Genomic DNA, 22,129 nt, shown 5'->3' with positions numbered 1-22,129 from the left:
GATGATCATGACCACGGTGCCCAGGTGTGCCGGCGACGCTGCAGGGAGGTCCCGATGAGCCCGAGGGTCGCGTCCGACCTGAGCCGGGAGAACGTCTCGGCCATGCTCATCGCGCTGCGCGCCGGCCCCTCCGCCCGGTCCCAGCTCGCCAATCGACTCGGCCTGAGCGCCGGCGCGGTCTCCCGACTCAGCAGTCGGTTGATCGGTGCCGGCCTGGTCGAACTGCTCGACGGTCAGGCGACCTCCTCCGGCCGCGGGCGGCCACTCACCCCTCTCGCGCTGCGCAGCAACCAGCGGACCGCGCTCGGTGTGCACCTCGGTGCCAACCGGATCACGGCCGGGTTGGTCGACCTCTCCGGTCGGGTGAGCGCCGTCCGCGAGGTCGCGTACGCCGAGCTGACGGCAGCCGCGGTGCTGCGCCAGGTCCGCGGTCAGCTCCGCCGACTCCGGTCGGTCGTCAGCCCGGACACCCGGATCATCGGCACCGGGATCGGGATCGGCGGCACGGTCGATCAGGGTGTGGTGCTGGATCATCCGCACCTGCCCTGGCAGCGGGTCGATCTGGCCCAGGCCCTGCGCACGGCGGCGCCCGAGGGCCTGCTCGTGGATTCCCACGTCCGGGGCCTGGCCCTGGCCGAATCCACCTTCGGCGCGGCGCGGGAGGCGGACAGCCTGGTGGAATTGCACATCGGCAATGTGACCGATGCCGCGATCGTCATCGACGGCGAGCTGCTGCTCGGCCCGTCCTCGGCCGCCGGCACCGTCGCGCATCTGCCGGTGCGCTTCGGATCACGGGCCGCACCGTGTTCCTGTGGCCGCAGCGGTTGCACCCAGGTGGAGCTGTCGGAGACCCGGTTGGTGACCGAGGCACGGTCCGCCGGGCTGGAGGTCGGCTCCGGGGCCGCGCTGCTCGCGCTGGCCGACGAGGGGAACCGGACCGCTCGTCGGCTGGTACGCGACCGGATGCAGATGGTGGGCCGGTTGGCCGGTTACCTGCTCGACGTGCTCAATCCCGAGCTGTTGGTGCTGGCCGGTGGGATCACCGGTGCCTGGGATGAGTTGCTGCCCGAGGTCCGCGAGCAGGCTGCCCGCCCGGTGGCCGGTGTCGCCGAGCGGGAGCGCCGGATCGTCGGCTCTCGACTGGGTGAGCATCCACTGGTGCTGGCCGCCGCCGCACCGGTGATGCTGTCCTACTACGCCGACCCGCTGGCCGCCGAGCCGACCCTGGCCGAGGCCGAGGGTTTCTAGATCTCCCTCGTGAAATAGAGAGATCCGGCGTCCGGGTACTGCCGCAACTGCTCGTCGGTGAGGTCCTTGGTGCCGGTGGTGACGAAGAGCCGGCCGGCACCGTAGGCCACGCTGGTGACCCGCGGGCAGGGGACGAGCAGCTCCCGCCGCGGCCGGCCGTCGACCAGTTCGACGACCCGCCCGGTGAAGATCTCGGCGACCCAGACGGCTCCGTCCGGGGTGACGCACAGACCGTCGGGCGCGCCCGGATCGCGCTGTGCCCAGGTCTCGAAGGGGCCGGTTTCCCCGCTGCCCGGGTCGTAGGCGGCGGCATGGATGATGCCGGTTCCGGTGTCGGCGAGAAAGATCCGATCCCCCGAGGGTGACCAGTCGATCCCGTTGGCCACCGACAGGCCCTGGAGCACCGGTTCGAGCTGGCCGTCGGCGTACCGGAAGAGGATCGAATCCATGCCCTGCGGGGTGACGGTGCCGAACCAGACCCGGCCGTGCGCGTCGATCGCCCCGTCGTTGATCCGCGAGCCCGCCGGCACACCGTCCACCCGGCACACGTGCTCGGCGATCCCGCTCGGCGGCAGCAACCAGAGATCGAGCCCGGCGCCGACGAGCAGACCATCCGCTGTCGGGCAGGCGAAGCCGACCGGCGGCATCGTCGCCCAGACCAGTTCGGTCTCCCCCTCGAGCCCGGTCCGCAGCACCTGACCCGCCCAGATGTCCACCCAGACAAGAGAATCGGTCATCGGATCCCAACAGGCACCCTCACCGGTGAACCGGTGCGCCGGGTCGAGGACGCGGGCCATCAGCGGGTCCGCCTCGGTTCCACTCATCGGGTTCACTCCTGACCGAAGGGGCCGATACCGGCGCTCTGGCCACCGTCGACGCGCAGCGCCACGCCGTTGACATGCCGGGCGCCGTCGGAGAGCAGGAACTCGACCACCGCGGCCACGTCGTCCGCCTCGGCGACCCGGCCCAGCGGATTGTCGCGGCGTCGCTCGGCGTACGCCTCGGTGGGCTCCCAGCGGTGCCGATTCCGTTGCACGGCGACGAATCCGGGCTCGACGACGTTGGCCCGGATGCCGAGCGGGCCGAGCTCGACGGCCAGCTGGCGGCCCAGTGAAGTGAGCGCCGCCTTGGAGGCGGCATACGCCGCTCCCCCGGTCCCGGCCACCCCGGCGTGGATCGAGGAGACCAGCACGATCGCGGCGGGCCGCGTACAGGAACGGGCGAACTCCGCCGCCCAGGCCGCGGCAGCGACGGCGTTCACCTCGAGCACCCGTTGCCAGTGCTGCGGATCGAAATCGGTGAGCGTGTCCCCGCTCTGCAGCGCCGCGGAGATCACCAACCCATCCAGGTCACCGTCCGCACCGGCGCGCTCGATCACGGCAGCCGGGAGGGCCGGATCGGTGACGTCCCCGGTGACCACCGACACCCCACCGGCCGCCGGATCCGCCACCACGGCAGTGATCTCCGGATCACCGGCGGCGTCGACCGCGTGCACCCGGGCACCGGCGCCGGACAACCGCCGGGCCACCGCCGCCCCGATGCCATGCGCGGCTCCGGTGACGACAACGCTGCGGGTCACTGCCCGCTCGCCCACAGCTGCGACCCCGGATGTGCGGAACCGACCGGCACCGGCTCGCCGAGATGCTTGACGAGGGTCGGCATCGAGACGCCGACACCGAGACCCGGCCGAGTGGTGGCACGGGCATAGGCGCCCGACTCGATCTCCGGATCGGTCAGCAGGTCGGCCCGCCAGTCCACCTCTCCGAAGGCGAACTCCAGGATCCGCGCGGTGGGCATCGCCGCCGACGCGGCCGCCGAGTGCGCGGTACCGACCGGTCCGGTGGGGTTGTGGATCGAGACCTCCAGGCCCGCCTCCGCGGCGATCGCGCCGAGCGCCACCGCGACCCGGTCACCACCGGCGTGCTTCACATCGGGCATGAACACATCGAGCGCACCGGACTCGATCGCGGCCACCACCTGATCGGGCCGGGTCGCGGCCTCACCGCCTGCCTGGGGCACGTCCAGCACCTCCTTGACCTGTTGCACCTCCACCGGATTCTCCACCCGGGCGACATCCTCGATCCAGCGCAGGTTCAGATCCAGGATGCCCTGGCGGTAGGCGGTCAGCTCGGCCAGGGAGAGGTTGTGGTGGGCGTCCATCATCAGATCGACCTTCTCCCCGACCTCGGCCCGCACCGCCTCGATCAGCCGCAGCCCGGTCTCCACCCGGCGATCGCCGACCAGGAAGTCGAAGGGTGCGCACTTGATCGCGGTGAAGCCGCTGTCCACCGCCGCCCGCGCCAGCCGGGCGAACTCGGTGGGCGTCCGCTCCCGCAGGCCGCGGTTGATGTTGGCGTACAACGGGATCGCATAGGAGGTGTCCGGCCCGCCCAGATAGCTGGCCAGGCTCTGCCCCGCCTGTTGGGCGGCGAGGTCGCAGCAGGCCTGTTCGATCCCGCCGAGCAGGGTGGGTTCGGCCGGCCACGCCGCCGAGTCCCCGAGTGCCGCTGCGGCCTCGGCGATCGCGGCATCCAGGCGGGAATGCGCCTCGTCGAAGGGAAGCCCGCGATACTCCGCGGCGAGTTCGGAGAATCGATCGACCGCGATCCGGGCGATGTGGGCATCGGAGGATTCACCCCAGCCGATCCTGCCGTCGTCGAGCTGGATCCGCACCAGTGCCCAGCTGGTCCGCCAGCTGACGTCGACCCGGAACAGGTCGAGGGTCTCGATCGCGGCACTCATGCGCTCACCCCGGCGGTCTCCCGGAGCAGTGCGGGGAAGGCGTCCAGCAACGAGTCGACCAGGCGCAGCATGTCGGGTGCGAGCCGGACCGACGGGGCGCGGCAGACGTCGGTGTCGATGATCCCGCGGCGTGCGGTGATGGTCTTGGCCACCGCGATCATCAACCCTGGTTCGGATTCCCCGATCACCAGATAGGGCAGCAACCGTTCGAAGATCCGGCGGGCGTCCTCGGCGCGGCCCGCATCCCAGGCGGTGAGGATGTCACCGAAGACCTCGATGAACCCGGTCACCGGCTGCACCCCGGTGGTGCCGTGCTCGAGCGCGTCGATCAGGTGCAGACCCGAACGGCCGACGAAGGCGCCGAGCGCCGGCGTACCCTCCACCAGGTCGGCGATGAACGGCCCGGGCCGGTCGACCTCGACCTTGACGCAGCTCAGGTTGGGATACTGCTCGGCCCAGCCGCGCAACCCGTTCGGGGTGAGCCCCACCGAACTGACATCGCTGGCGTACTGGATCATCATCGGTGCCGGAGCGAGTTCGGCCAGCATCGTCTGGAAGTACTCATCGACCGCCTCGGCCGGCAGCCGCCAGAACCGCGGGGCCATGATGTTGATCATGTCGGCGCCGGCTTCCAGCGCCTCCCTGGCCCGGCGTACCCCCACGATCGCCGACTGGTCGGTGATGCTGACGATCGCCGGCACCTCGGGGAGTTCGTTGGTACGCCGCAGCAGCCGCCGGGTCAGCTCGCCGCGCTCGGCGTCGTCCAGCTGGTAGAACTCCGAGGCGATGCCGGGGAAGAACACCCCCCCGACGCCCGCGGACAGGGTGTGGTCGACCAAGCGGTCGAAGCTGGGCAGATCGATCGTTCCGTCGGCCTGGAACGGCGTCTGGATGACCGGTACGAGACCGCGCGGATCGTTACTTGTCGACACCGGCTGTGACTCCTTCGAGGATTCGGCCCGCGGCCCATGCGAAGACCACGAGGATTGGGAAAGTGACGATGGCGACCCCGGCGAAGAGCACACCCCAGTTGCTCTGGTTCTGCAGTGCGCCGAAGGTCGTCAGCAGGGCCGGCCCGAGGGTGCGTTTGGCCGGGTCGGTGATCAGCACCAGGATCAGCAGGGTCTCGTTCCAGGCGGTGATCAGGTTCAGCACGAAGACGCTGCGCAGACCGGGCGAGGCGAGCGGGAGCATCACCTTGCGGAAGATCTGCCAACGGTCCGCACCGTCGATGGAGGCGGCCTCCTCGAGCTCACCGGGCAGGGTGCGGAAGAAGCCCTCCAGCACCAGCACACTGAACGGGATCTGCCAGGCGATCGAGACCAGCAGCACGAAGATCCGCGGATCCCACCAGCCGGTGACCCAGTCGACCATCAACGTGTCGACCGAGGCGTTCATCACCACATAGGGCACCAGCACGATCTGGTGCGGGATCGTCATCCCGGCCGAGAAGAGCACCAGCATCCAGCCGCTCAACCGATGGCCGGAGCGGGCGATGGCGTACGCCGCGGGGGCGCCCAGGGCGACCGACAGGCCCGCGGTGAGCACCGCGTAGACGACGGTGTTCCAGAAGGCGGTGCCGAAACCGGCCGAGGTCCAGGCGGTGGCCAGGTTCGACCAGGCGAGCCGGCTGGGCAGCGCGAGGAAGTCGAACACCTCGCGGTCGGGTTTGAGTGCGGTGATCATCACCCAGATCAGCAGGGCCACGTTGAAGGCGGCCCACACCCACAGCACGATCCGGGCGGCGGTCGGCAGCGCCACGTCACCGAAGATCCGGCCCGGGGTCCAGCGGTTCCGTTGCCGCTGCTGGGGGGCCTGTCGTGTCATCGTCATCTCGGCCATCTCAGTACTCGATCGTCTCGGAGCGCATGATCCGGCGCATCGCCACCACCAGCACGGTCACCAGGATCACGAAGGCGACACCCATCGCGGCGCCGTAGCCGAAGTCGGGGCGGCCCTCGACCGGTGCCAGGGTGACGTACTGCTCGACCGCGAAGGTGCGGGCGGCATAGGGCGGTACGCCGGTCGCGCCGGTGAGGGTGTAGACGAGGTCGAACACCTTCATCAGCTGGATCATGCAGAGGGTGACCACCACGCCGAGGATGCCCCGGGACAGCGGGACGGTGATGTGGGTCAGCCGCTGCAGGGCGGTCGCGCCGGCCAGATCTGCGTTCTCGTAGAGGGAATGCGGGATGTTGTCGACCGCTGCCATCAGCAGCACGATGGCCAGCCCCGACAGCGACCAGATGACGGCCAGGATCACGCACTGGAAGACCAGATCCGGGCCCAGCCAGGACTGTCGCAGCCCGTCCAGTCGGACCAGGCTGAGCAGCGAGTTGAGCAGCCCCTCCGGGTCCAGCAGGAAGCCGAAGGCCACCCCGATCGCGATCGGTGAGATCAGGTAGGGAATGAAGATCACCACCCGGACGAAGCGGCGGCCGCGCATCCGCTGCAGCACCAGCAGGGCGACCATGCTGACCGCCAGCACGCCGAGCAACCCGACCACCATCAGCACCCCGGTGTTCAGCAGGGCACGCCCCACACCCGGGTCGCGCAGCATCCGCACGTAGTTCCCGAGCCCGTCGAAGCTCATCGGCGAACCGAGTCCCTGCCAGCGGGTGAAGCTGGCGCCGAGGCCGAACAGCGCGGGGCCGACGTAGAGCACCAGGTAGACCACCAGCGCGGGTGCGACGAAGGGCCAGAACGGTGGCGCGGTGGTCCGCCGGGCCGCGGGCCGGTGATCGTCGCGGGCCGGTCGACGGCGGCCTGCCCGGGGGCCGCGGAGCAGTCGTGCGGCCTCCTGCTCGGCGCCGGTGGCGACGGTGTCGTTGCTGGTGGTGGTCACTGGTTCTTCCAGTACTGGACGGTCTGTTCCTTGCCGCGGGCGACGAACTCCTCGGGGGTCACCTTCTTGTTCAGCAGGTCGGTGATCGAGGGGGTCATCACCTTGTCCCACCACTGCCCCACCGCCGGCGCGTTGTCGTCGGTGATCGTCACCTGCTGGGCCTGTTCGGCCTCGCTGCGGAACCCGGCCAGCCCCTCGGGTGCCGGGACCTTCGACTGTGCGGGGATGCTGTTGGCCTGGCTGGCGAGCCGGCCCTGGGTCTCGGCGCCCTGCAGGTAGGTCAGCAGTTGCTGGGCACCTTCGGGATTCTTGGCCCGCTTGCTGATCGACCAGCCGAGCGCACCGAGCTGGACCATCGAGTTGCCCTGGCCGTTCTCGACGTCGGGGAAGGGGAAGTAGCTGGCCTGGAAGCCGGGCGCCTGGAGTGTTCCGGTCTCATCGGGCACCCAGCTGCCCTGCAGCAGGAAGGTCATCTTGTTGTCGGCCCAGGCGTTCTGCGCGGCCGGTGACTTGGACCCCTCGAACCCGGGCTGGAAGAGCCCCTGATCGACGAGCTGGCGGGTCATCTTCGCCGCCTGCAGGGTTTCCGGCCGGTCCCAGGCGGCACCGGTCCGGTCGGCACCGAGGTCGCGGAAGGCGCCGGGGCCGGCCAGCCGCAGCAGCGGCCAGGAGAACCAGCGCGAGGACTGCCGGGCCTGGGTGCCGTCCAGCGAGATCGCGGGAGTGCCGCTGGCCTTGGACCGTTGCGCGGTGTCGAGGAAGTTCTGCCAGGTCTGCGGCGGATTGCTCGCCAGATCGGGGTTGGTCGCCCGGTTGTACCAGATCCCGTAGGACAGCATGCTGTCGGGAACCATGCGGGGTACGCCGTCGGCGCCGGAGGAGATCGTGAGCAGGTTGGCGTTCAGGCCCTCACGGACCGTCGCGCCCTCGGGGGTCTTGGCGTCCAGCACCGGGGTGACGTCCTCGAGGAAGTCGTAGTCGCCGATCCGGGAGGCGTCGGCGGGCAGCACGTCGGGCCCCTGACCGGCGGGGACCGCGGTCTTGAGGGTTGACCAGACGTCGCTGCCGAGGAAGCGGACATCGACCTTGATCCCGGTCCGGGCGGTGAAGTCGGTGAACGCCTGGGCATAGACCTTCTGCTGCGAGGTCCCCTCCGCCCAGGAGGACCAGACGGTCAGCGTCTGATCGGCCCCGCCACTGTCCCCGCGCAGCTTGGTGCCACAACCGGAGACCGCGAGTCCCATCGCAACCGCCGCAGCCACCCCGAACATCAGTCGTCGTTGACGCCTCATCAAAACCTCCATGGTTTACTTTCCGGCAGAAAGAAAGTAGCCGAAGGTTCGCGGTCCTGCAAGAGGGGCTCACTGTTCGGTCAGGTCGGTCACCGATCACCGGCGGTCGACGCCATCCGGATGATGTCGTCGAGCAGTGCCCGGGAACGGGCCAGGTCGCCGATCGTCTCGTCGATGCGATCCCGTTCGGCGATCAACTCCTGGGCCAGCCTGCGGGTCGCGCGCTCATTGGCGTCCCCCTCCGGTGCGCGCATGCAGGGCAGGATCTCCGCGATCTTGCGGCTGTGCAGGCCGGCCGCGAAGAGCTGCTGGATCAGCACCACCCGATCGATCGCGGCCTCCGCGTATTCCCGATGCCCACCCGCGGTCCGCTCGGAGACCAGCAGTCCCTGCTGCTCGTAGTAGCGCAGCGAGCGCACGCTCACCCCGGTCCGCCGGGCCAACTCCCCGATCCGCATCCGCATCCGCCCCTTGATTCTGACATTGATGTCACATTCTACGGTGGCTCGTCCGCACACGACGAGAGGAACACCTCATGGACGACCACTCCAGTTTCACCACCGGTGACGGCACCCGGATCAGCTACCGCCTCGACGGGCCGGCCGGGGCACCCACCCTGGTGCTGTCGAACTCGATCGGCACCAGCCTGGCCATGTGGGACGGCGTCATCCCCCAGCTGGCCAAGGACTTCCGGGTACTGCGCCATGACACCCGCGGGCACGGGGGCTCGTCGGCCCCTGCCGGTGCCTACTCACTGGACCGTCTCGGTGCCGATGTGGTCGAACTGCTGGACGCCCTGGGGATCGACCGGGTGCATTTCTGCGGGCTCTCCCTCGGTGGCTTCATCGGTCAGTGGCTGGGTATCCATGTCCCCGAGCGGGTGGATCGGTTGATCCTCGCCAACACCTCCCCCTACCTCGGACCCGCCCCCCGATGGGACGCCCGGATCGCCGATGTGCTGGCGGCCGACGATCTCTCGGCCATTGCGGAATCCTTTCTGCACAACTGGTTTCCCGACTCCCTGCTCACCGATGAGTCGATCGTCGCACCGTTCCGCCGTGACCTGATGAGCCTCGACCGGCGTGGCCTGGTCGGGTGCCTGGCCGCCGTCCGTGACGCCGACCTGCGGCGCACCGACGCGCTGATCACCAGCCCGACTCTGGTGCTGACCGGGGCCGACGACCAGGTCTGCCTGCCGGCCCACGGGGAACTCATCGCGGCCACCGTCCGGGACGCCCGCCTCGTCGAGCTGCCGGTGGTGCATCTGAGCAACGTCGAGCGGCCCGACAAGTTCGTCCGGATCGTGCGCGGTTTCCTCACCCAGGACTAACGACGGGCCGCGTCGAGTGCCTTGCGGATGCGCTGCACGGACACGGGTTCGGCGGTGCCGAGCTGCTGGGCGAAGAGCCCGACGCGCAGCTCTTCGAGCTTCCAGCCCAGCTCGGTGAGCGCTGCGGGCAGCGGCCCGTCGGGCTGCTCGGCGAGGAGTTCGGCGTATTCGGCCTCCAGCGGCCAGATCGTGCCCAGCAGTTCGTCGTCGCGGCGCGGATTGCGTTCCCGGTTGGCCAGGCGTACGCCGATCGCGGCAACGTAGCGACCCAGCCGATCCACCCACGGCCGGGGCGTACCGGAGAGAAATCCCTTGTGCACAAGGCCGTCCAACTGTTCGCCTGCATCGGCGGCGACCTCCGCATCGCCGACGGTGGCGATGGCCAGTCGCGCCGCCTGGGTGCGCCGCAGCACTTCTGCGGCTTCACCGACGACCGTGCGCATGGTGTCGGCCAGCTCGGCGCGGACCGTGTCACAGAGCCGCGTGAAGGCCGCCGCATCGCGGGTGCTGCGGACCCCGCCGGCCGCCTCGATCAACCGACCGACCGCGGCCAGCCGGGCATCGGCCAGCAGCGCGGGCACGCTCGGATAGGGGCTGTTGCCCAGCGCCAGCTTGTCGGTGTTCGACAGGTGCGCGATCACCCACTTGGTCGGATCCGGGGTGTTCAACTGCACCAGCCGGCGTAACCCGGCGGGATGGCTGGCATCGCGCGCCGTCCGGCTCTCGTGCAGCACCAGATCGACCGCATCGCCGGCGTCGACCAGTCCCGGATAACCGACCCCGCCGCCGACGCGCTGCTCATCGGTCAGCTCCCCGAAGCTCCAGTCGGTGGCACCACGCATCCCCGGTCGGGCCACCGCCCTGGTCAGGGTCGCGGTCAGTCTCGGTGCGAACCGGCGCTGCAGGTCGGCCAGCTCCTTGCCGCGGCCCAGCTCCCGATCCCCGTCCCGGATCACGAAGGTGACCCGCAGGTGGTCATCGACCGTCCCGGGCGCCCAGGCGTCGGCGGGCACGAGCTCACCGGTCAGCCGGCGCAGCGCGGCACCCAACGCGACCGGGAACGGTTCGGCATCCCGGGCCTCGGGCCCGATCTCGTCGAGTGCCCGCCGGGCGAAGTCGGGGGCCGGGACGAACCGGGTCCGCAGCCGCTTGGGCAGGCCGCGGATCAGGGCCGTCGCCAGCTCGGCCCGCAACCCGGGGACCTGCCAGCCGAACGGTTCGGCCGGCACCTGGTTGAGCTGGGCCAGGTCGATGCTCACCTGGACACCGTCGTTCGCCGCTCCGGGTGAGAAGACGTAGTCCACCGGCAGCTCGAACCCGGCCACCGGCCATCGGTCGGGGAAGCCGGTCAGGTCGGGCCGCTCCCCCGCCACCAGATCGGCGAGACCGAGGTCGAGGAATCCGTCGTCCTGGTGGCGCTTCTTCCGCCACCAGGTGTCGAAGTGCGCGCCGGAGACGATGTCGGCGGGCAGCCGCGCATCATAGAAGTCGAAGATCGCCTGGTCATCGACGAGCAGGTCCCGGCGCCGGGTGCGCTCCTCCAGTTCCTCCGCCTCGGCCCGGGTGCGGGCGTTGCGGGCCACGAAGTGGTGCCTGGTCCGCCAGTCACCCTCGACCAGGGCGGAACGGATGAAGATCTCCCGGGCGGCGGCGGGGTCGACATGGGCGTAGCCGACGGTGCGATTCGCGATGATCGGTACCCCGAGCAGGGACACCCGTTCATTGGCCACGACCCGGGCCTGCCGGGCCGACCAGTGCGGCTCGGAATACTGTCTGGTCAACAGATGCGTGCCGACCTGTTCCACCATGGCAGCATCGATCCCGGCGACCGTGCGGGCCCACAACCGGGTCGTCTCGACCAGCTCACCGGCCATCACCAGTTCCGGTTGGCTGCGGGCCACCGAGGATCCCGGATTGATCGCGAACTTCGAACCCCGGGTACCCAGGTATTCGCGCGGTCCCGGGCGGCGCCGTCTGCCCTGCCGCGGTTGGCTCTTCTTCTCCGCCTTCAGGTCGGCGAGCCCGATCTGGGAGAGCAGGCCGCTCAGGATTGCGGTGTGGATCGCATCGGGTTTCGCCGGGGTGGCATTGCGTTCCAGTTTGAGCTCCCGGCACACCTGCCGGAGCTGGCTGACCAGATCCTGCCACTCCCGGATCCGCAGATAGTGCAGGAACTCATCGCGGCACATCCGCCGGAATGCGTTGCCGGACAGGGCCTCGCGGCGTTCGGCGAGGTGGTCCCACAATCGCAGCCAGGCGATGAAGTCCGAGCCGTCGAGGATTCGCTCCTCCCCGTCGGCTGCCTTGGCTTCGCCTCGCTCGTTCCTCGCTCGCTCAACCGGCGGAGGTGCGGACCAGAACCGGCGGTGCAGCTCGTCGGCGGCCTGCTGGTGCTCGGCGGGTCGTTCCCGCGGGTCGTTGATGGTCAACCCGGCGACGATCACCAGCACCTCGGACAGGCAGTCGCGGCGGGCGGCCTCCACCAGCATCCGGGCCAGCCGCGGGTCCACCGGGATGCGGGCGAGCTGGTGCCCGATGCGGGTCAGCCGAGGCCCGTTTTCCTTGTGCTGACGCGATTTCTTCCCGTCGGTGAGGGCGCCCAGCTCGACCAGCAGCCGTACCCCGTCGGTGATCTGACCGGCCTCGGGGGGTTCGACGAACGGGAAGTCGGCGATGTCACCGAGTTCGGCCTGCGCCATCTGCAGGATCACCGAGGCCAGGTTGGTACGCAGGATCTCCGGTTCGGTGAACTCGGGGCGGGCCAGATAGTCCTCCGACGAATAGAGCCGGATGCAGATGCCCGGTGCGACGCGGCCGCACCGACCGGCCCGCTGATTCGCCGAGGCCTGCGAGATCGGTTCGATCGGCAACCGCTGCACCTTGGTGCGGGCCGACCAGCGGGAGATGCGGGCAGTCCCGGGGTCAATCACGTAACGGATTCCGGGCACGGTGAGCGAGGTCTCGGCGACGTTGGTGGCCAGCACGATCCGTCGTCCGGTGTGCGGGGTGAACACCTTGTGCTGTTCGGCCGCCGACAACCGGGCGTACAACGGCACGATCTCGGTGTTCGGCAGCTTCATCGCAGCCAGGGCGTCCGCGGTGTCGCGGATCTCGCGTTCACCGCTGAGGAAGATGAGGATGTCCCCCAGCCCCTCGGTGCTCAGCTCGGTGACGGCCTCGCAGATCGCATCCACCTGGTCCCGCGGTTCCGGCAGCGGCGCCTCGGGGTCCTCGGGTTCGGGCTGCAGCGGCCGGTTCCGGATCTCCACCGGGTAGGTGCGACCGGACACCTCGATGATCGGCGCATCGTCGAAATGGGCCGCGAAGCGGGCGGTGTCGATGGTCGCCGAGGTGATGATCACCTTCAGCTCCGGTCGCCGGGGCAGCAACTGCTTGAGATAGCCGAGCAGGAAGTCGATGTTCAGGCTGCGCTCGTGGGCCTCGTCGATGATGATGCAGTCGTGGCTGCGCAGGTCCCGGTCGTGGGCGATCTCGGCGAGCAGCACTCCGTCGGTCATCAGCACCAGTGGGGAATCCGTGCGCGCCCTGCGGGTGAACCGGACCTGGTAGCCGACCTCCTGACCGAGCTCGACGTGCAGCTCCTCGGCGACCCGTTCGGCGACCGAGCGCGCCGCGATCCGCCGCGGCTGGGTGTGCGCGATCCGCGTCAACCCCTGCTGCAGTGCGATCTTCGGCAGCTGGGTCGTCTTGCCCGAACCGGTCTCACCCGCGACCACGACGACCTGGTTGTCGCGAATGGCGGCGGCGATGTCGTCGACCCGCTCAGTGATCGGCAGCGCCTCGTCGAAGGTGATCTGCACCCGCCCACGATAGCCAGCCTCGGCAACCCCGACCGCGGTGAGATCCCGGGTGTCGGGATGCCGATGTGCAAGGCTGGCGCTTCCGCGGTCCGGGTGCGACCGGACTGCCGGCCACAAGGAAGTGCGATGTCTGACGGATCCACCTCGAAAGAGAACGTCTATGCGGTGCGGTTGAGCACCGGGCGGCAACGGCTGGTGAACATCCTCGCTCTGCTCGGCCTGCTGGCCGGCCTGGTGGCCGGCTTCCTCGTGGACGGACCGACCCTGTGGGGGTTGCTGCCGATCGTCCTGTACGCGGCGCTGGCCCTGCTGGGCATGGACATCAACGTCGCCACGCTGGTCGCGGTGCTGTCCGGCGTACTCGTCCTGCAACCCACTCCGCTCGCCTTCGGGGAGTTTATGGGCAAGGCCGTCGCCGACTCGATCACGATGATCGGACTGATCATCATGCTCGGCGCCGGTGTCGGTGAGGTGCTGCGGGTCACCGGTGTCGCCAGCACCATCGTGCACGGGGTGATGCATCTGGTCGGCCGACGCAACCCGACGGCGGTGATCCTCGGCATCATGCTCGCCTCCCTGGTGCTCGTCGCCTGCCTGGGCACCCTGGCCGGGGCGCTGGCGATCTCGGCGCCGATCCTGCTGCCGATCGCCGCCCGGCTCGGCTTCACCCGCTCCGCGACCGCCGCGATGATGTTCATCGGCGGGTGCGCCGGACTGGCCCTGGCGCCCTTCGCCGGGTCGAATGTGGCGATCATGCAGGCCGCCGGCGCGGGATATCTGAGCTATCTGCTGCACGGTGCGGGACCGCTGGCGCTGCTGTCGCTGGTGCTCGGACCGTTCGTGGTCCGGTTCATCCAGCGCCGCACCGAAGCGATCCCCGCCGAACGCTACGATGCCGCGGAGCTCACCGGTGCCGATGCCGAGACCCCGCCCCGGGCCCGCGCGGCCACGGCCGCCTTCGCGGTGGTGCTGCTGGCCAGCGTGGTCTATGCGACCTGGCAGGGTGCGGGGACCTCGTTCCCGTTGATCGCGCTGCCGGCGATCGGCATCGCCACCGGTCTGGCGGGCCGGCTGCCGGTCACCGAGATCGCCGTGCTCCTCTATCGCGGCGCGGCCAAGCTGGTGCCGATCTTCATCCTGTTCTGGCTGCTGGCGGGACTGTTCCTGCTGATCGACCGACTCGCGCCCTTCCAGGTGGTGCTGGCGCACTACCAGACCAGCCTGGCCGCCTCCTCGGCGTTCGTGTTCGCGGTGATCGTCGCCCTGCTCGGCTGGGTCGGCGTACCGGGTGCCACGGCCGCCCAGGTCGTCCTGCTGGACAAGGTGTTCGGGCCGCTCGCCGAGGCGATCGGGGTCCCGGTCTCGACCTGGATCGTGGTGCTGCTGTTCGCCTCCAAGACCGACACCTACGGCCCCTTCCCGAACGGCAACATGGTCGGGGTGATGGGGCTCGCACGCTCGGAGAACCTGAAGAACATGCTGATCACCGGCTGGCTGCTGCTGGTGCCGGCCTGCCTGATGTATGGCGTGATCATGTTCGTCCAGACCCGTTAGGAGACAGGAATGCTGGAACTGGTGATCGACGAGGTGGACCTGCTCGACGGCACGGGTGCACCGCCGCGGCGCGCGGCCGTCGGGATCGGTGACGGGCGGATCGCGACCATCGGCGAGCCGGGCTCGCTGCGCGGCGGGCAGCGCGTCGACGGCACCGGCCAGGTCCTGGCACCGGGGTTCATCGATCTGCACTCGCACGCCGATTTCTCCATCGAGGAAGAACCTGCGGCGATCACCCAGCTGGCGCAGGGCGTGACCACCCTGATCACCGGCAACTGCGGCACCTCACCGTTCCCGGTGACCGACCTGGCCGCGCTGCGCGACTCCTCGGCGTTCCTGCGGCCGGAGTTGAGCTGGCAGTGGCGGGATCTGGCCGAGTACGCCGAGGCGATATCCACCCGTCGGCCGGCGGTCAACCTGGGGTTGCAGGTCGGCCACGGTGCGTTGCGGATCGCCGTGCTGGGATACGCCGACCGGCCGGCCACGGCCACCGAGCTGGCACGGATGGGTGACATGCTGGCTGCGGCCGCGGACCAGGGTGCGGTCGGTTTCTCGACAGGGTTGATCTATGCACCGGGCAGCTATGCCGACGCCGCCGAGGTACAGGCACTCGCCGCGGTCGCCGCCGAGCACGGGCTGCTGTACTCCACCCACCTGCGCAACGAGACCGACCGGGTGCTGGACGCGGTCGATGAGGCCATCGAGACCGCCCGCCGCAGCGGCGTACGCCTGGAGATCTCCCACATCAAGGCGATGGGGCCGCGCAACCACGGCAAGGTCGCCGGCATCCTGGAACGGATCGACGCCGCGCGCGCCGAGGGCATCGACGTCGCCGCGGATGTCTACCCCTACACGGCTTCCTCGACCACGCTGACCTCCCGGCTGCCCGATTGGGCCCTGGCCGGCGGGGTACGGGCACTGCTGGAGCGGCTCGCCGACGAGCACGAGTCGGCCCGGATCGAGCAGGCGCTGGCGGAGCGGTTCGACGGCGAGATCGATCCGGGCGGGATCGTGCTCGCCAACCTGCCCGCCGGGGCGTACAGCGACCAGCTCGGCCGCTCGCTGGTCGAGATCGCCGAGCGCACCGGGCGGGACCCGGCCGCCGTGGCCCTCGACGTGCTGCGCGAGCACCGGGGCACGGTGGCGATCGTGAACCACGCGATGTCGGCAGCCGATCTCGAGTCGGCGCTGCGGCACCCGTGGGTCTCGGTCGCCTCCGACGGCTGGGTGCTCTCCGCCGCCGGTGACGGGCGGCCGCACCCGCGCAGCTTCGGCACCTTCGCCCGGGTGCTCGGACATTTCGTGCGGGAGCAGGGATTGCTGCCTCTGACCGAGGCGGTACGCCGGATGACCAGCCTGCCGGCGTCCCGGCTCGGGCTCACCGATCGCGGTGTGGTGGCCGTGGGTGCGGTCGCGGATCTGGTGCTCCTCGATCCGGCACGGATCACCGACCGTTCCACCTTCGACGACCCGTGGCAGCTCGCCGACGGCGTCGGTCAGGTCTGGCTGGCCGGTCGGCCGGCACTGGGTGCGCAGCCGGAATCCCTGCGTGGGCGGGGAATCGTGCTGAACCGCTGATCGGCGGCCGGGCTGCTGCTACTGCTTCTTCTTGTTGCGGACCAGGCCCAGCGGGCAGAGGCCGTGCGCCATGATCGCGCGGATGGTGGCACCGGGCGAGAGACCGGGGAAGGCGAAACCGTGCACGCCGAGGATCAGCAGGTCGAGATCGCCCGAGCGGCGGGTGAGTTCGTTGACCGGGTGGGCGTTGACGATCTCGATCTCGGCGACGACATCGGGGAACTCCGCGCGCAGCGGTTCGACCAGTTGGCCGATCCCCTGCTGGGCGTTCTGCAGCGCGGATTCCCGGCGGGCGTCCACATCCTGCCGGTCGGCGAAGAATCCGGTGGGCAGTTCGAAGGCGTGGATCACCTGCAGCCGCGCCCCGCGGTGGGATGCCTCGACGAAGGCGAAGCGGAGGGCGTCGGAGCAGCGCTCGGTGCCGTCCAGGCCGACGCCGATCACACCCAGGTCACCGGTCTTCGGCTTGTGGGAGGCCGCGGAGACCATGATCACCGGGCAGCTCGCGGAGGCGGCGACCCCGACGGAGGTGGAGCCGACGAAGAGCCGCTCCAGGCCCGACATCGCGCGGCGGCCGACGACCACCAGCGGCGCATCCTCCGACAGCCGGGTCAGCACCGCGGCCGGATTGCCCATGAAGATGTCGGCCTGCACCCGGTCCTCCGGCATGCCCATCTCGACCGCGTGTCGGCGGGCACCCTCGGCCGCTTCATGACCGGCGTCCTGCAGCAGGCCGGGATCGTAGACGACTCCCCAGGCGCCGGCGAGCACGGCATCGTCGACCGCGTGCGCCAGCAGCAGATCGGCGCCCTTGCTCAGCGCCGCGCGGACCCCGTATTCGACGGCCCGATTGCCGTCCTCGGAGCCGTCCACCCCGACGACGACGCGTCCCTTGGCCAGTTCATCGGTCATCTCGCACCTCCGGGTCCGCCTCACCGGCGGCAATGTATTCGCTGGTTGCGATTCTAGTCCTCGCGGGCCACGATCCGGCCGCTCATCGAGTCGATCGAGAGGCAGATCACCTGATCGCGGATGCCGTTGGCCCACGGAATCGGCAGCGGGCCGGTGATCTCGCGCAGATCGACCGGCGCGTCGGTGGTGCCGCGGACCAGGACACTCCAGCCGGTCTGGGTCTGGGTGTCGAAGTCGTCGACCTCGAAGGCGACAGGTCGGCCCTGTTCGAGCTCGGCCAGGATCCCGCCGGCGGCGGTGCGGAAGACGATCCGGTTGGCGTGCAGCGCGTAGCTGACCGGCAGGATCGTCGGCCCCTCACTGGCGGCGAAACCGATCCGCCCGATGGTGTGGGTGCGCAGCAGGTCGCGGCACTCGTCCTCGGCCAGCGCGGAGAAGCGGCCCGCTCCGCCCTCGCTGTGTCCTTCGCCCGCGCTCATGCGCCCTCCTCGAACGTGGTGCGCCCGCGGAGTCGGACCGCGAGCTCGTTGTCGATGCCGTCGGCGACCTCGCTCATGATCCGGACCGCCTGGTGCAGGTGGGCCGGGACGAACGGGTGGGCGAACACCGAGGTGCTCACGAACACCCGATCCCGGATCAACTGGAACTTCACCAGCCGGACCTCGGTGTTCAGGTCGCTGAGGATCTCCATCGCCCGTGAGCGTCCCTCGACATCGTGCACGACGGCGGCGAAGACGATGATCTCGCGGTGATCGGCGGAGGTGCGCAGGAACAGCATGGTCGAGCCGACCCGGATCGCGAAGTCGCCCTCGGCGTCGCGCAGCGGCTGGTGGCCGAACATCTCGGCCAGCTCGACCTCGATCATGTCGTCGAGGTGTTCGTGGCTGACCGGGATCGTCGCCACCACGTCCTCGGGGTCGAACTCCGAATAGCCCTCCAGCGGTTCGGGCCGGGGCTGCAGGATCTCGGCGAGCTGATCCGGCGCCAGGAACACCGGGTGCTGGATGCCGTAGACATCGCGCAGCGCGCCGACGGCGAGCTGGGCGAGCCGGTCGGAGTCCTCCTGCGGTACCTCGACCCAGAAGTTCCCGGTCGGCCGCTCCCCCTCGCTGGTCGGCGCCTGCCAGCCGAGGCATTCCATCTGCTCGAGCTGCTCGGGGATCAGCTGGTAATGCTCCCCGAGCACGCTGTTGCTGGCCGCCTCGGCGCGGACCACGTCACGAGTCAGCGAGTGGAAACGCACGAACGGCACCGTCTCGGAGTCGCTGGCGACCGACCCGATCGTCAGGTCGGAGGTGTCGTCCATCACCGACACCACCTCGGCGAGTCGCTCGCCGAAGTTGTGCCACGCCTCGGCCGTGCTCCGGTCGAGATCGAAGTCGTCGTAGTCGGGCACGTCGTCAGATTCCTCCGCACTGGATGCGGCCACGGGCAGCGGCCTGTGACGAACCTAGCGCCGGGGCCCGATGGTGTCCAAGGTGGCCCCGGCAGGCGGAACGGGTGCCCCGGTCACTGCTGCGCACCGGCCAGTGCGTTGACCACCCGGGAGGGGCTGGGCCGCCCCAGCCGGCCGGCCAGCCAGGTGCTGGTCCCGACCAGCGACTGCAGGTCGACGCCGGTCTCGATCCCGAGGCCGTGCAGCAGCCAGAGCAGATCCTCGGTGGCCAGGTTGCCGGTCGCGGACCGGGCGTAGGGGCAGCCGCCGAGGCCGCCGGCGGAGGAGTCGAACTCGCTGACCTGGCACTCCAGTCCGGCGTACACATTGGCCAGCGCCTGCCCGTAGGTGTCGTGGAAGTGCAGCGCCAGCCGGTCCACCCCGATACCGGCGTCGGCATGGGTGGCGAGCAGGTCGCGTACGCCGCCAGCGGTCGCGACGCCGATGGTGTCGCCCAGGCTGACCCGGTCGCAGCCGAACTCGAGCAGCCGGCCGGTCACCCCGGCCACCTGCTCGGCCGGTACCGGGCCCTCCCACGGGTCGCCCCAGCACATCGAGACATAGCCGCGGACCCGTACGCCCGCCGCGCGGGCCTCGGTGACCACCGGCTCGGCCAGCGCCAGGGCGCCCTCGACGGTGTTGTTCAGGTTGGCCTTCGCGAAGCTCTCGGTCGCCGAGACGAAGACCGCGATGTCCCGGGCACCGGCGGCCAGGGCCCGCTCCAGGCCGCGCTGGTTCGGTACCAGCACGGGCAGGCGGACGCCTTCGGGACGCGGAATGGCGGCCATCACCTCGGCGGCGTCGGCCAGCTGCGGTACCCACTTGGGCGAGACGAAGCTGGTCGCCTCCACGTGGGTCAGGCCCGCCTCGATCAACCGGGTGACCAGTTCGACCTTCACCTCGGTCGGCACGGTCTGCTTCTCGGCCTGGAGCCCGTCGCGCGCCCCCACCTCGAAGACCGTCACCTGCTCGGGCAGGTCGATCGCGGACCGGCGTACCTCGGGAAACGGCTGCATGGGCCAAGCATAGGCAGCGATCCCGGCGCGGTTCGGCGTGCGTTGGCCTTGCTTCCTTGGGACACTGGAGCGAAGTTCCAGGCGAAAGGAAGTCCATGAGCCAGCCGAACCCGCCCGCCGGCGGTCCGGGACCACAGGGCCCGCAGGGACCCCATGGGCCGAATCAGGGGCCGTGGGGAGGTCCTCAGGGACCCGGACCGCAGGGACCCCCGCCGCAGGGACCCGGCCCCCAGGGACCCGGACCGCAGGGCCCGCCCGGGGCGTACGGTCCCGGTCCGCAGCAGGGCGCGAACCCGCAGTGGCGACCGGATGGCACGTTCGGGCAGCCCAGCCAGCCCCTCACCGGTGGCGCCGGTGGCGGCTGGCGGGGGCCGCAGCAGCCGCCGGAACAGATGAATCCGCAGCAGCCGCCGAAGCAGCCGAAACAGCCGGCCGATCCGAAGCGGAAGAAGATCCTGATCGGCGCCGGGGCGGCGGTGCTCGCGCTGATCCTGATCATCGGCGGTGTGGTGCTGTGGAACGACTACCAGACCAAGCAGGAGCAGGCGCGCGCCGCCGAGGCGGCCAGGGTCGCCGAGGAGAACCGGCGCAACGAGGAGAAGAAGCAGTCCGAGGCGGCGACCGGGGCGGTGCAGACCTTCCTGCAGGCGCTCGCTGACTCGGATGCGGAGAAGGCACTCGGGTACGCCAAGGAGAAGCCGACCGAGAACGCGCAGCTGCTCACCCGGGATGTGCTGATCGAGGCCAACAAGCGCGCCGCGTTGAAGGTGGGCAAGCTCGAACCGGCACGGGTCACCGAGAACTCCCAGGGCGAGTGGGACACCGGCAAGGTGCCGGCGACCGTCACCGTCGGCGACAAGGAGCAGACCGTCGAGTTCGCGGTCAGCCGGGTCGGTGCGGACTGGAAGCTGGACAAGCCGACGGCGAAGATCGATCTGGGGCTGGACGGCCCGGAGCGGTTGGTCAACGGGGCGAAGGTGCCGCCGGGCAGTTATGAGATGTTCCCCGGCAGCTACTCGGTCACCTCGACCAACCCGCTGATCTCCTTCACCAGCACCGAATTCGCGTTCACCGACCCCGCCAACCCGGGGGTCTCCTGGGAGGCCGATGCGGTGCTGAGCGAGGAGGGTACGAAACAGGCCTCCGCCGCGACCCGGGCCGCGATCGACGCCTGCATGAGCAAGCGGGAGCTGAACCCGCCGGACTGCCCGTTCATCGGTGGCCGGGTCGAGTCGAACGTGCAGCTGGACAACAGCACGATCCGGTGGAATCTGAAGAACGACCCGATGGCGGGGGTGAACTGGCGCTTCAGTGACTCGACGATGACCGCGACGACCTCCGTTCCGGTCGCCTCCGAGCTGCAGGCCTCGGCGACCGTCAGCGGCCGCCGCGGCAACATCATCCCCGAGACCCGCACCCGGACCGCCTATGTGACCGTCAAGCTCGCCGACGGCAAACCGGCCGTCGTCTTCAGCTGACCCGCACTCGCCCGGAACTGTCTTGCTTCGGTTGTCCGATGGCGTCCGGATCGCAGTGCGCAGCGCGGATTCCTCGGCGCCCGGAACGCCGGTGGTGCTGATCCACGGCGGACCGGGGCTCTGGGACTACCTGGGACCGCTCGGCGAGATGATCGAAGGCCGGCCGGTGCACCGCTACGACCACCTTCGCTGTGGCGCCTCCGACCCATCGGAGGAGCAGACTCTGGATCGGGCACTGGCCGACCTCGACGAGTTGCGAGGCGGGCTGGGCATCGAACGGTGGACCGTGCTGGGACACTCCTACGGCGCGGCGCTGGCCCTGTTGTACGCGGCGCGGTATCCGCAGCGGGCGGCCCGGATGATCCACCTCAGCGGGGTGGGTATCGGTGATTGGCGTACACCGTTGCGCACCGAACTGGCGCGTCTCCGATCGGCCGCACAGACGGCGAGGCTTCGCGAGCTGGACGCACTCCCCCGCCGGGATCCGCATCAGGAAAGGGAATTCCGGATCCTGAGCTGGTTCACCGACTACGCGGATCCGGACGTCGGGGCACGCGAGGCCGCGAGGATGGCGGATCATGATGGCCCGATCAACTTCGGGGCCTACCGCGCGCTGATGTCCGAGCTCGATGCGCTCGGTGACACGGGCATGATCGGGGCCGCGCGCCAGGTCACCTGCCCCGCCCTGTTCCTCCACGGCGCGGCCGATCCGCGGCCCTGGTCATGCGCCCACGCACTGGCCAGTCACGTCCAGGACGCCGAGTGGGTGCTGCTGCCGGGGGCCGGGCATCTGCCGTGGATCGAACGGCCGGGCCCGGTACGCGAGCTGCTGCACCGATTCCTCACCGCCTCGGGGTGACCGGCCAGGACTGCGCACC

The 22,129-nt window shown here is 70.1% G+C and carries 19 protein-coding genes; 6 read left to right on the top strand and 13 right to left on the bottom strand.

Translation table 11 applies throughout. From position 1 onward, the window contains the following. The first annotated feature begins 54 nt into the window (after positions 1-54). The gene (locus BI335_RS01920) at positions 55-1,248 is read left to right on the top strand and encodes an ROK family transcriptional regulator (RefSeq protein WP_094429493.1); all 1,194 of its coding nucleotides are present in this window, start codon (positions 55-57) and stop codon (positions 1,246-1,248) included. Here BI335_RS01920 and BI335_RS01915 read toward each other — a convergent pair. The 8 genes from BI335_RS01915 to BI335_RS01880 all read right to left on the bottom strand — a co-directional run bounded on the left by BI335_RS01915 (position 1,245) and on the right by BI335_RS01880 (position 8,591). Beyond that, positions 1,245-2,072, bottom strand: a complete 828-nt coding sequence (locus tag BI335_RS01915) for an SMP-30/gluconolactonase/LRE family protein (protein WP_094429492.1) — start codon at positions 2,070-2,072, stop codon at positions 1,245-1,247. The genes BI335_RS01920 and BI335_RS01915 overlap by 4 nt on opposite strands. Before the next feature lie 5 nt (positions 2,073-2,077). Then, complete coding sequence (locus BI335_RS01910; protein ID WP_172421681.1) at positions 2,078-2,827, bottom strand: SDR family NAD(P)-dependent oxidoreductase; 750 nt, start codon at positions 2,825-2,827, stop codon at positions 2,078-2,080. Further along, on the bottom strand, positions 2,824-3,990 hold the full coding sequence (locus BI335_RS01905; RefSeq protein WP_094429490.1) for an enolase C-terminal domain-like protein: 1,167 nt from the start codon (positions 3,988-3,990) through the stop codon (positions 2,824-2,826). The genes BI335_RS01910 and BI335_RS01905 overlap by 4 nt, the downstream gene beginning before the upstream one ends. After that, positions 3,987-4,922 carry a dihydrodipicolinate synthase family protein gene (locus tag BI335_RS01900; RefSeq protein WP_172421680.1) on the bottom strand — a complete coding sequence of 312 codons (936 nt, stop codon included), beginning with the start codon at positions 4,920-4,922 and terminating at the stop codon, positions 3,987-3,989. The genes BI335_RS01905 and BI335_RS01900 overlap by 4 nt, the downstream gene beginning before the upstream one ends. After that, positions 4,909-5,823, bottom strand: a complete 915-nt coding sequence (locus tag BI335_RS01895; protein WP_172421679.1) for a carbohydrate ABC transporter permease — start codon at positions 5,821-5,823, stop codon at positions 4,909-4,911. The genes BI335_RS01900 and BI335_RS01895 overlap by 14 nt, the downstream gene beginning before the upstream one ends. 10 nt (positions 5,824-5,833) lie before the next feature. After that, entirely contained in the window at positions 5,834-6,835 is a 1,002-nt protein-coding gene (locus BI335_RS01890) for a carbohydrate ABC transporter permease (protein WP_094429487.1), read from the bottom strand. Continuing rightward, positions 6,832-8,127, bottom strand: coding sequence for a sugar ABC transporter substrate-binding protein (locus tag BI335_RS01885; RefSeq protein WP_172421678.1), 1,296 nt, complete (start codon positions 8,125-8,127; stop codon positions 6,832-6,834). The genes BI335_RS01890 and BI335_RS01885 overlap by 4 nt, the downstream gene beginning before the upstream one ends. A gap of 89 nt (positions 8,128-8,216) precedes the next feature. Further along, a complete protein-coding gene (locus BI335_RS01880; protein ID WP_229119392.1) occupies positions 8,217-8,591 on the bottom strand; it encodes a MerR family transcriptional regulator in 375 nt (124 codons plus the stop codon). A gap of 71 nt (positions 8,592-8,662) precedes the next feature. Here BI335_RS01880 and BI335_RS01875 point away from each other — a divergent pair, with 71 nt between their 5' ends. Continuing rightward, entirely contained in the window at positions 8,663-9,457 is a 795-nt protein-coding gene (locus BI335_RS01875) for an alpha/beta fold hydrolase (protein ID WP_094429484.1), read from the top strand. Here the strand turns inward: BI335_RS01875 and hrpA are convergent. Continuing rightward, positions 9,454-13,395 (bottom strand): ATP-dependent RNA helicase HrpA, encoded by a 3,942-nt coding sequence (gene hrpA, locus BI335_RS01870; protein WP_094429483.1) that lies wholly within the window; start codon positions 13,393-13,395, stop codon positions 9,454-9,456. The genes BI335_RS01875 and hrpA overlap by 4 nt on opposite strands. Positions 13,396-13,404: 9 nt before the next feature. Here hrpA and BI335_RS01865 point away from each other — a divergent pair, with 9 nt between their 5' ends. Both BI335_RS01865 and BI335_RS01860 read left to right on the top strand, forming a co-directional pair. After that, positions 13,405-14,832 (top strand): Na+/H+ antiporter NhaC family protein, encoded by a 1,428-nt coding sequence (locus BI335_RS01865; RefSeq protein ID WP_094429482.1) that lies wholly within the window; start codon positions 13,405-13,407, stop codon positions 14,830-14,832. A gap of 9 nt (positions 14,833-14,841) precedes the next feature. After that, on the top strand, positions 14,842-16,410 hold the full coding sequence (locus BI335_RS01860) for an N-acyl-D-amino-acid deacylase family protein (RefSeq protein ID WP_094429481.1): 1,569 nt from the start codon (positions 14,842-14,844) through the stop codon (positions 16,408-16,410). A gap of 18 nt (positions 16,411-16,428) precedes the next feature. On the opposite strand, the gene BI335_RS01855 is transcribed toward BI335_RS01860, so the two are convergent. From BI335_RS01855 to BI335_RS01840, 4 genes are all read right to left on the bottom strand, one after another. Then, positions 16,429-17,322, bottom strand: a complete 894-nt coding sequence (locus tag BI335_RS01855) for a universal stress protein (protein WP_094399832.1) — start codon at positions 17,320-17,322, stop codon at positions 16,429-16,431. Between the two features lie 53 nt (positions 17,323-17,375). Then, the gene (locus BI335_RS01850) at positions 17,376-17,801 is read right to left on the bottom strand and encodes a pyridoxamine 5'-phosphate oxidase family protein (RefSeq protein WP_094429480.1); all 426 of its coding nucleotides are present in this window, start codon (positions 17,799-17,801) and stop codon (positions 17,376-17,378) included. Then, positions 17,798-18,751: a T3SS (YopN, CesT) and YbjN peptide-binding chaperone 1 gene (locus BI335_RS01845; RefSeq protein WP_094429479.1), complete on the bottom strand. Its 954-nt coding sequence runs from the start codon at positions 18,749-18,751 to the stop codon at positions 17,798-17,800. Before BI335_RS01845 ends, BI335_RS01850 begins: the two co-directional genes overlap by 4 nt. Before the next feature lie 80 nt (positions 18,752-18,831). Further along, positions 18,832-19,773 (bottom strand): hydroxymethylglutaryl-CoA lyase, encoded by a 942-nt coding sequence (locus tag BI335_RS01840; protein WP_094429478.1) that lies wholly within the window; start codon positions 19,771-19,773, stop codon positions 18,832-18,834. Between the two features lie 95 nt (positions 19,774-19,868). Between BI335_RS01840 and BI335_RS01835 the strand changes: the two genes are divergently transcribed. Beyond that, positions 19,869-21,251 (top strand): hypothetical protein, encoded by a 1,383-nt coding sequence (locus tag BI335_RS01835; RefSeq protein WP_172421653.1) that lies wholly within the window; start codon positions 19,869-19,871, stop codon positions 21,249-21,251. Positions 21,252-21,282: 31 nt separating this feature from the next. After that, on the top strand, positions 21,283-22,110 hold the full coding sequence (locus BI335_RS01830) for an alpha/beta fold hydrolase (RefSeq protein ID WP_172421677.1): 828 nt from the start codon (positions 21,283-21,285) through the stop codon (positions 22,108-22,110). Positions 22,111-22,129: the final 19 nt, after the last annotated feature.

It is taken from the genome of Enemella evansiae (genome assembly GCF_002250705.1).
Classification (GTDB): domain Bacteria; phylum Actinomycetota; class Actinomycetes; order Propionibacteriales; family Propionibacteriaceae; genus Enemella; species Enemella evansiae.
Note: the sequence above shows the minus strand (reverse complement) of the source record. Positions and strands in the feature narration are given on the sequence as shown.

Coding starts and splice junctions, on each gene's coding strand:
- BI335_RS01865 (WP_094429482.1), top strand. CDS start 13,405: ATGTCTGACGGATCCACCTCGAAAGAGAACGTCTATGCGGTGCGGTTG.
- BI335_RS01895 (WP_172421679.1), bottom strand. CDS start 5,823: ATGACGATGACACGACAGGCCCCCCAGCAGCGGCAACGGAACCGCTGG.
- BI335_RS01880 (WP_229119392.1), bottom strand. CDS start 8,591: ATGCGGATGCGGATCGGGGAGTTGGCCCGGCGGACCGGGGTGAGCGTG.
- BI335_RS01855 (WP_094399832.1), bottom strand. CDS start 17,322: ATGACCGATGAACTGGCCAAGGGACGCGTCGTCGTCGGGGTGGACGGC.
- BI335_RS01860 (WP_094429481.1), top strand. CDS start 14,842: ATGCTGGAACTGGTGATCGACGAGGTGGACCTGCTCGACGGCACGGGT.
- BI335_RS01875 (WP_094429484.1), top strand. CDS start 8,663: ATGGACGACCACTCCAGTTTCACCACCGGTGACGGCACCCGGATCAGC.
- BI335_RS01840 (WP_094429478.1), bottom strand. CDS start 19,773: ATGCAGCCGTTTCCCGAGGTACGCCGGTCCGCGATCGACCTGCCCGAG.
- BI335_RS01835 (WP_172421653.1), top strand. CDS start 19,869: ATGAGCCAGCCGAACCCGCCCGCCGGCGGTCCGGGACCACAGGGCCCG.
- BI335_RS01850 (WP_094429480.1), bottom strand. CDS start 17,801: ATGAGCGCGGGCGAAGGACACAGCGAGGGCGGAGCGGGCCGCTTCTCC.
- BI335_RS01885 (WP_172421678.1), bottom strand. CDS start 8,127: ATGAGGCGTCAACGACGACTGATGTTCGGGGTGGCTGCGGCGGTTGCG.
- BI335_RS01920 (WP_094429493.1), top strand. CDS start 55: ATGAGCCCGAGGGTCGCGTCCGACCTGAGCCGGGAGAACGTCTCGGCC.
- BI335_RS01905 (WP_094429490.1), bottom strand. CDS start 3,990: ATGAGTGCCGCGATCGAGACCCTCGACCTGTTCCGGGTCGACGTCAGC.
- BI335_RS01915 (WP_094429492.1), bottom strand. CDS start 2,072: ATGAGTGGAACCGAGGCGGACCCGCTGATGGCCCGCGTCCTCGACCCG.